The organism is Hydrogenophaga sp., from assembly GCF_041913525.1.
Taxonomy (GTDB): Bacteria; Pseudomonadota; Gammaproteobacteria; order Burkholderiales; family Burkholderiaceae_C; genus Hydrogenophaga.
Map to the genome: position 1 here is coordinate 620,642 of NZ_JAYSFD010000001.1, position 7,598 is coordinate 628,239.

7 protein-coding genes and 1 tRNA gene are annotated in these 7,598 nt (G+C 60.3%); 4 read left to right on the forward strand and 4 right to left on the reverse strand.

Features of this window, described 5'->3' with window-relative positions; all coding sequences use genetic code 11:
- Positions 1-4: 4 nt before the first annotated feature.
- The 4 genes from hscA to ACE3RQ_RS02755 all read left to right on the forward strand — a co-directional run bounded on the left by hscA (position 5) and on the right by ACE3RQ_RS02755 (position 3,141).
- Positions 5-1,876, forward strand: coding sequence for a Fe-S protein assembly chaperone HscA (hscA, locus tag ACE3RQ_RS02740; protein ID WP_374519648.1), 1,872 nt, complete (start codon positions 5-7; stop codon positions 1,874-1,876).
- A 4-nt stretch (positions 1,877-1,880) separates the two neighbouring features.
- Complete coding sequence (gene fdx, locus ACE3RQ_RS02745; RefSeq protein WP_374519649.1) at positions 1,881-2,219, forward strand: ISC system 2Fe-2S type ferredoxin; 339 nt, start codon at positions 1,881-1,883, stop codon at positions 2,217-2,219.
- A gap of 31 nt (positions 2,220-2,250) precedes the next feature.
- Positions 2,251-2,970, forward strand: coding sequence for a DNA polymerase III subunit epsilon (gene dnaQ / locus ACE3RQ_RS02750; protein WP_374519651.1), 720 nt, complete (start codon positions 2,251-2,253; stop codon positions 2,968-2,970).
- A 96-nt stretch (positions 2,971-3,066) separates the two neighbouring features.
- Positions 3,067-3,141: transfer RNA gene (locus ACE3RQ_RS02755), tRNA-Val, on the forward strand.
- A 229-nt stretch (positions 3,142-3,370) separates the two neighbouring features.
- Here the strand turns inward: ACE3RQ_RS02755 and ACE3RQ_RS02760 are convergent.
- The 4 genes from ACE3RQ_RS02760 to ACE3RQ_RS02775 form a co-directional block, all read right to left on the reverse strand.
- Positions 3,371-5,398, reverse strand: a complete 2,028-nt coding sequence (locus ACE3RQ_RS02760; protein ID WP_374519653.1) for a hypothetical protein — start codon at positions 5,396-5,398, stop codon at positions 3,371-3,373.
- Between the two features lie 19 nt (positions 5,399-5,417).
- Positions 5,418-5,813: a hypothetical protein gene (locus tag ACE3RQ_RS02765; protein ID WP_374519655.1), complete on the reverse strand. Its 396-nt coding sequence runs from the start codon at positions 5,811-5,813 to the stop codon at positions 5,418-5,420.
- A 289-nt stretch (positions 5,814-6,102) separates the two neighbouring features.
- Positions 6,103-6,816, reverse strand: coding sequence for a phosphoserine phosphatase SerB (gene serB / locus ACE3RQ_RS02770; RefSeq protein ID WP_374519657.1), 714 nt, complete (start codon positions 6,814-6,816; stop codon positions 6,103-6,105).
- 9 nt (positions 6,817-6,825) lie between these two features.
- Positions 6,826-7,598, reverse strand: a 773-nt coding sequence (locus ACE3RQ_RS02775) for a TRCF domain-containing protein (RefSeq protein ID WP_374519659.1), incomplete at its 5' end; no start/stop codon positions are given.

Sequence of the window (7,598 nt, forward strand, 5' to 3'; positions counted from 1 at the left end):
TGTCATGGCGCTTCTTCAGATTTCCGAACCCGGCCAATCCCTTGACCCGCACCAGCGCCGCGTGGCCGTGGGCATTGACCTGGGCACCACCCATTCGTTGGTGGCCTCGGTGCGCCATGGCGTGGCCGAGTGCCTGCCCGACGAACAAGGCAGGGTGATCCTGCCCAGCGTGGTGCGCTACCTCGATCCGGCCCAAGGCGGTTCGGGCCGGCAGATCGGCTTTGACGCACTCGCCGCCCAGGTGAGCGACCCGGCCAACACCATCAGCTCGGTCAAGCGCCTCATGGGCCGCCGCCGCGCGCAGGTGGGCGACGTGGACAAGCTCTCGTACACCGTGGTGGACGAGCAGGGCATGGCCCAGTTGAAAACCGTGGCCGGCCTCAAGACCCCCATGGAGGTGAGCGCCGAGATTCTGGCCACCCTGCGCTTCCGGGCCGAAGACACCTTCAACGACGACCTGTATGGCGCGGTCATCACCGTGCCGGCCTACTTCGACGATGCCCAGCGCCAGGCCACGAAAGACGCCGCCCAACTGGCGGGCATCAACGTGCTGCGCCTCATCAACGAGCCCACCGCCGCCGCGATTGCCTATGGCCTGGACAACGGCGCCGAGGGCGTCTACGCCATCTACGACCTGGGCGGCGGCACCTTTGACATTTCCATCCTGCGCCTCACCCGTGGCGTCTTCGAGGTGATGGCCACCGGCGGCGACTCGGCCCTGGGCGGCGACGACTACGACCAGGCCCTGGCCGCCTGGGTGCTGGCCCAGCAAGGCCTGAGCGAGGCCGCCGATGCCGGCGAGCGCGCTGCCCTGCACAAGGAAGCGCGCCGCGTGAAGGAAGCACTGTCCAACGCCGGCAGCGCCGTGTTCCAGGCCCAGGTGGCGGGCCGCCCCATCGAGCAAGCCGTGACCGTGGCCGACTTCGAGGCCTGCACCGCCGCGCTCACCAGCCGCACCATGAGCGCCGTTCGCAAAGCCCTGCGCGATGCGGGCGTGGGCAAGGACGAGGTGCAGGGCGTGGTGATGGTGGGTGGCTCCACCCGCATGCCCGTGGTTCGCCGCGCCGTGGGCGAATTCTTCGGCCGCGATCCGCTGGTCAACCTCAACCCCGACGAGGTGGTGGCGCTGGGCGCGGCCATTCAGGCCAACGCCTTGGCCGGCAACAGCCGCGATGGCGACCTGCTGCTGCTCGACGTGATCCCGCTCTCGCTGGGCATCGAGACCATGGGCGGCCTGGTGGAGCGCATCGTGCCGCGCAACACCGCCATCCCCACCGCCCTGGCCCAAGACTTCACCACCTACCAAGACGGCCAGACCGCCCTGGCCCTGCACGTGGTGCAAGGCGAGCGCGACCTCGTGGCCGATTGCCGCAGCCTGGCCCGCTTCACGCTGCGCGGCATTCCGCCCATGGCCGCCGGCGCCGCGCGCATCCGCGTGACCTTCACCATCGACGCCGACGGCCTGCTGTCGGTCACGGCCAAAGAGCAGGTTTCAGGCGTCGAGGCCAAGATCGACGTCAAGCCCGCCTACGGCCTGAGCGACGACCAGATCGCCCAGATGCTGCAAGAAGGCTTCGCCACCGCCCAGCAAGACATGCAAGCCCGCGCCCTGGTGGAGGCCCGCGTGGACGCCGACCGCCTGCTGGTGGCCACCCGATCGGCCTTGGCGGTGGACGGTGATTTGCTCACCGAAGACGAGCGCCAGCAGGTCGATGCGCTGATGCAAGCGCTGAAAACCATCGCGGCGGGCAATGACGCCGCCGCCATCGAGGCCGCCAGCACCGCACTGGCCAAAGGCACAGAAGGCTTCGCCGCCCAGCGCATGAACCGCGGCATCCAGCAGGCCCTGGCCGGCAAAAACATCCAAGACGTCTGACACCATGCCCACGATCAAGATCCTGCCCCACACCGAATACGCCCCCCAGGGCAAGACCATCACCGCGCCGGCCGGCACCTCCATCTGCGAGGCGCTGCTGGACAACGGCGTGAACATCGAGCATGCCTGCGACATGAGCTGCGCCTGCACCACCTGCCACGTGGTCGTGCGCGAGGGCTTCAACAGCCTCAACGAGCCCGACGAGGCCGAAGAAGACCTGCTCGACCGCGCCTGGGGCCTGGAGCCGCAGTCGCGCCTGTCGTGCCAGGCCATCCTGGCGCAGCAGGACGTGACGATCGAGATTCCGAAGTACACGATCAACCACGCCAAAGAGAACCACTGACCGGGCGTGAGCCCCGGTTGATAATTGCCCGATGCGCCAGATCGTTCTCGACACCGAAACCACCGGCCTGTCCGCCGACAACGGCGACCGGATCATTGAAGTTGGCTGTGTGGAGCTGCTCAACCGCAAGCTCACCGGCAACAACCTGCACCACTACGTCAACCCCGAGCGCGACAGCCACGAAGACGCGCTCAAGGTGCACGGCATCAGCAATGAATTCCTGCGCGACAAGCCCAAGTTCGCGGCCATTGCGCAAGAGCTGGTCGACTACCTGCGCGACGCCGAGCTCATCATCCACAACGCGCCCTTCGACATCGGCTTCCTGAACAAGGAATTCGAGCGCCTGGGTCTGCCCCCGGTCACCAGCATCGTCAGCGGGGTGATCGACAGCCTGGCGATGGCCAAGGAAATGTTCCCGGGCAAACGCAACGGCCTCGATGCGCTGTGCGACCGCCTGGGCGTGGACAACTCGGGCCGAACGCTGCACGGCGCCTTGCTGGACGCCGAGCTGCTGGCCGACGTCTACATCAACATGACCCGCGGGCAAGACGCGCTGGTGATGGAGATGGTGGAAGAGGTGAGCGCCTCAGGCGAGACTGAGGTGGTTGACCTCAGCCGCTTCGAGCTGCCGGTGCTGCTGGCCAACGAGACCGAGGCCCAGGCCCACGCCTCTCTCTTGGCTGACCTCGACAAGGCCAGCAAGGGTAAGACCGTGTGGCGCCGATTCGAGCCGCAGCCCGACCCGGCGTGAAGAAAACTTTCAAAAATTTTCGCCCCGCTAGGAAAACGTCAAAAAACTGGCTATAATTTGAAGCTTCCGAGAGGTTGATAATCAAATCAACCAACCGGGCGGTTAGCTCAGTGGTAGAGCACTGCCTTCACACGGCAGGGGTCGCAGGTTCGAACCCTGCACCGCCCACCAAAGGTATCGTCAAAAAGCCCCGTGCGAAAGCACGGGGCTTTTTGCATTTGCCGAACCATCGGCGCAACTTGGCTGTATCCGCACTTCGCGCGGCGGGGCCGGACGCAGACGGATCGCTCAGCCGATTTACGCCATGGCCACCAGCTTGCCGTGCGGTTTTGTGCTCATGACCCACCTGGCCGAAGGTTCAAGGCTCAATTCCCAAGAACTGGTGTGACGACAATCGCGATCAGTCCTCCCGTTGAGATTGGGCTTTCTCAATTTCCGCAACCACCTGCTTCACATAATCATCATAAATATCATGCTTTGGGTTTCCTCTCTTTGGATCCATTATTTGATCCCAAATTTCGCCCAATGTTTTGGCTGAAAGTGGGAAGTCATCAATTGCCTTTGCTTGTGGATTGATGTTCATTTCGCGTTCCAGATTAATTTCGACTTGCATCATTCGGTGAATGATGGCATCCCGAAGGGCGTAATCCAGTGCAATGGAATATACGTTGCTTTCCTTGGGTAAGGTTGCATACAGGCTCTTGTGTTCTTTGCTGTCCTTCTTAACTTTGTCCCTTAGATCGTCGAGTGCCTTTCCTTCATCACCCCAAAGCTTATTTACCTTGCCCAGGATTTCAACAAACTTTTTATTCGCGGTCCACGGTGCAGGCTGGTCATTTTTGGGGTAGATATAAGTTGCCCATTGCTCCAAATCCTTTGCGCTGAATTCTTGTTGAACAGCATTATCCCCTGCGCTTACTTCAATTAACTTGCTGATTATTGTGTTAAAGTTATCGTTATCATTCTTGGCCGCGGCGAGTAGAGGGGTGATCTTCCCATTGATGACACCATTCGCATTCTTGATGGCCTGTTTGATCGCAATGGAGATGGCAATTTTTACATCTCTCGGTAGTGCGTTGTCCGTGCGGCGCGTGATGGCGGCCATCGCATAGGGCAGGCAGAGTTTCTCCCATAGCCTTACTTTTAGGCGTGCATTCCGAATATTGTCGATATAATTGCCGATTCTGAATTTTTCGCAAACGGCCTCACCATTCGGTAGCTTCTTGAGTGATTCAAAAAGAGGTTGGTAAGTGTCTGCCGTTTGATCCCAGATTTTGGTGCTATTGGGGCTCAATGAATCTGAGCCGAACAAAAATCGATCAGGATGTTTGCTGATCAGCTCGACTAGATCATTCAATTTTTTTGTATCGAGATTTCGTTTGTCGCCCTTTTTGAGCTCCTCGTCTGTGTACAAGAGCTGTTCTGCGACCGTGTCCCAGGAGAGATCAACTTTTACGTGCTGATGGTCGGAGCTCTCCAGAAGTTTCTCGATATTGCTTAGGTGTGAAGGCAGAGCTCGTGAATATTTTCCCAAGCCGCAGGCGTGGGCCCAGATGATGGTTGTATTTTGGCAATCTGGATGCTTTAGGAATTCCAAGATGGCATCTAAATACCTGGGTTTGGTTTTCTCGTCATCTTCTGAGGTGTGATTGACATCGTTGACATCAGGGTGGTAGTCGTTAACGTCGCAATGCAGAATGACGGGCATACCGATGCTGCCGCACGTCTTCATTAGTTTGATAAGCGCACGCTGTTGGTCGCTCATATTGGCCTGGAGGTTTTTTCCGACCTTGTGCTGAACCCACTCTTTGAATACTGTGATCTCACCGATGCCGGTAAAAACCCCTGGATTGTTATGCAGCTTCGTGATCAGCTTTTCGGATGCCCGCATATCGCCCAGTGCCAAGCCTGTGATCATCGGGTCGAAACGGTCTTTGTTTTTATTGCCTTTTGGGTCTTCTTCAGTGGCTAGCCCGTTGTAGTCTGACGCCGTTCGGCTGTCCACCTCGGTGTCGTAGTAGAGCGGCCCGTCCTTGTCGATCAACGCTTTGTATTCCTCTTGGCTGGCATGGAATGCGTTCCGAACCTTGAGTTCCGAGATATAGTAGTTAGGAAGGATCGACTCAATATGCTCTTGTGCGGCAGCCGGCAAGCCATCCGCCGGGTTGTAGCTTGACCAGAATTTTTCTATCGTCTTTGTACCGATTTCTGATGGCTGCCTATTTCCATGCCCATGGTCATGAGAGCAATTGCCACAACGTAACAGCAGGCTGGTCGGAATTGGTGCCAAAACTGCATAACGCATGTTTTGGTCATTCATGGGGCTGATCAGGTGCAATGGCGGGGTGCCTTGTTGCGTGTAGTTCCGGTGGTGAAAGTGGGAATCGGCGAGGGCGCCTTTAATTCTGGGTGTGGTTCTTGCTTCCATTTTTTTCTCCTGTTATTGATTATTCTGGCTGCAGGTTTTTGGCACCTTGGATGGCTGTCAACACATGGTTCGACAGGTCGTCCACTGTTGTTTCGGTCAAAGAAAAGGGAACAACCGCGTAAATCCACCTGTCGCTCTCTGGGTGAATGTAGCCTAGCGTGCCATCTTCTATTTCATCTGCACGAGCTTCTAAGCCTACGGTTTCTGGTGTTTTGGTTGCCAGGGCTGCTTCAATAAAGACGTAAGCTCGGTCTGGATCAAACGATGCATTGAATTCCAGTTTGCAGAGGTAGTCATTTGCCAGAAAGGCTTGATGATTCTTGACGTCTTCTGCTGCGCTCGGAATTTCAATTTCTTTACAAAATTCTTCGACCAGAATGTCGAATCTCTCCCGATTCGAAATGTCATTGAGCATTGTTTTCTCCCATGTCTGTTGCCACGACATGTGGCAACTGCCCAATGAGTGAGTCAGGCTAGGAGGCGTGTTGCATTGACCGTCGCGCTAGGGCGAGAAAGGGGTTGGCCACGTGGCGGTGACGTGGCGGTCGCATTGGGCCTGGGGGCGGCGGTGCTGGGCACACGCAGGCCGGCGCCTGGCACGTGGGCGCCGCGTGTATTCGCCGAATGCAATGGGGTGCGCGTGGGCGTGGCCACGCAAAGCCTGGCGGCAGGGTGCCGCCAGGGAGGGCGTCAAGGCGCTGGTGTCAGCGCATCAGTTCCAGCAGTCGGTCCAGGCCGCCGGTCTCAATCGACACCATGGCCTGCTCGCGCACCTTGGGCTTGGCGTGATAGGCCACCGAGAGGCCTGCCTCGCCCATCATGGGCAGGTCATTCGCGCCGTCGCCCATGGCGATGCATTGCTGGGGAGAGGCGCCCAGCAGCGAGGCCACTTCCAGCAGGGTGCGGCGCTTCTCGGCGCCGTCGCAAATGTCGCCCCAGGGCTGGTCGACCATGCGGCCGGTGAGCACGCCATCGTCCAACTCCAGCACATTGGCGCGCACGAAGTCGATGCCCAGCGTGTCGCGCACACGGTGGGCGAAGAAGGTGAAACCGCCCGAGACCAGCAGCACCTTCAGGCCTGCGGCCTGGCAGGCGCGCACCAGCTCGGCGGCGCCGGGGTTGGGGCGCAGGCGCTCGGTGTAGACACGCTCCATGTCGGCCTCGGTCACGCCCTTGAGCAGGGCCACGCGGCGGCGCAGGCTGTCTTTGAAGTCGGTGATCTCACCGCGCATGGCCGCTTCGGTGATGGCGGCCACCTCGGCCTTGCGGCCCACGGCATCGGCGATTTCGTCCACGCACTCGATGTTGATGAGCGTGGAGTCCATGTCGAAGGCGATCAGCTTGAAGTCGGTCAGCTTCAGGGGCGCGGTCACGCCGCGCAGGGTCAGGCCGGGGGCGAATTCGGTGGCGGTGGTCATGGGGGGCAATCAGGATGAAGTGGGGGCGGTGGCGTTGGCCGTGAGGGGCTGGCCTAGGGCGCGCAGCACATCGCGCACCATTTGCACGCGGTCTTTCACCTCGGGCAGGGCCTTTTCGATGCGCAGCTTTTCGTTGCCGGCGAGCTTGATGTGGCGGTTCTTCTGGATGAGTTCGATGATGCGCATCGGCTCGATCGGCGGGTTGGGCCGGAAGGTGATGTGGGTCACGCCGGGTGCCGCGTCCACCTTCACCACGCCGTAGGGCTGCGAGAGCACGCGCAGGCGGTGCACGTCAATGAGCGTTTGCGCCTGCGGGGGCAGCTTGCCAAAGCGGTCCACGATTTCTTCCAGCAGGGTGTCCACCTGGTCGGTGCTCTTGGCCGTGGCCAGCTTCTTGTAGAAGGACAGGCGCAGGTGCACGTCGCCGCAGTAGTCGTTGGGCAGCAGGGCAGGGGCGTGCAGGTTGATGTCGGTGGTCACCGACAGTGGCGACAGCAGGTCGGGCTCGCGGCCGGCCTTGAGCGAGCGCACCGCCTCGCTGAGCATCTCGTTGTAGAGCTGAAAGCCCACTTCCAGCATGTTGCCGCTCTGGTTCTCGCCCAGCACCTCGCCCGCGCCGCGAATCTCCAGGTCGTGCATGGCCAGGTAGAAGCCGCTGCCCAGCTCTTCCATTTGCTGGATGGCGTCCAGGCGTTGCGCGGCTTGCTTGGTCAGGCCCTCGATCTCGGGCACCAGCAGGTAGGCGTAGGCCTGGTGGTGGCTGCGGCCCACGCGCCCGCGCA